This window comes from Rhizobium sp. NPDC092011, from assembly GCF_044756305.1.
GTDB lineage: Bacteria > Pseudomonadota > Alphaproteobacteria > Rhizobiales > Rhizobiaceae > Rhizobium.
Map to the genome: position 1 here is coordinate 1 of NZ_JBIVSO010000053.1, position 1,135 is coordinate 1,135.

Annotated in this window: 1 protein-coding gene; it reads right to left on the reverse strand. The window is 62.6% G+C overall.

The genetic code is table 11. The features are described from left to right. Positions 1–806, reverse strand: an 806-nt coding sequence (locus tag ACIQJ2_RS38270; protein WP_400678250.1) for a filamentous hemagglutinin N-terminal domain-containing protein, incomplete at its 3' end; no start/stop codon positions are given. Positions 807–1,135: the final 329 nt, after the last annotated feature.

The window sequence follows — 1,135 nt, forward strand, 5'->3', positions numbered from 1 at the left end:
GTCCCCGACATGTTGACCGCCTGCCGCGCCATGTCTCTCGCCGCCGCCGCGGTGAGTTGCACCGTCCCGCCCCTGGCCGAGATCCTGCCGCTATTGTCGACCAGTGCCTGTTTGCCTTGAGCCTTGGTCGGCACCGCCACCTGCAGAAAACCGTCGCCGGACAGGTCAAGCGTTGCCTGCTCGCCCGATCCGAGTGCCGCCTTGCCCATCGGCACGGTGATGACACCGGAATTGGCCACTGTGCCGCCGATCAGCGCCATATAGCCGCCGCGGTTGATCGTGATCGTGCCGGCATTGGTGACATCCTTCGACGCCCCATTGCCGGTAAACGTCCGCTTGCCGGTCATGAAGTCGTCATCGGAGATACCGAGCGTCGAGGCGACGAAGGCGCCGGCCTTTACCGTGCCGGAATTGGTGATGGCAATGCCGTTCGGGTTGATCAGGTAGACCTGGCCATTGGCATTGATCTGGCCTGCTATGGTCGAGGTCGTCTGGCCGGTCACACGGTTGAGGATGGCGGAATTGGCATCGGGCTGGACGAAGGTGACGCGGTTGCCCTTACCGACGTCGAAACTCTGCCAGTTGACGACAGCGCTGCCGCTCGTCTGGTTGATCGTCAGAGCCCCTGCCGATGGCGTCCCGATCGTCGCACTGCCCGCCGCCACCTGACCACCCGAAGGCAGCGACTGCGCCAATGCAGCCGTGCCCAGAAGCACTGCCGTCGAATGCACCAGCGCCGTCGAGGCGAGTAGCGCCACCAGACGGGTCCTGTGGGGAAAAGTCATGCGGGTCGTCTGTCTAGTCATTGCCATCACCTTCAACGGGAGGAGGCCGGCAACCAAAGCCGCAAGCCACGCCCTTCCATCGTCCATTCGTACGTCATGCCAAGAACGATGGCTCGGCGGACCACGCCAAGACAATCGATCTCACATTCCTGTTGTCGACGACGTTAGGAACGTTCTGCGAAAGGGCCAACATCCATTTTTGACATGCGATTGGAATTGGATGTTCGAGACGCTGGCGAGGGCCTGAAATCGACGGGCACGCGGGGACGATTCGCTCGGCCGATGGCGAAGACATATCCCCTCGGAAGAGCCCATTCCGCCGCTAACGCGGCGGCGCCAAGTTCGCTGGC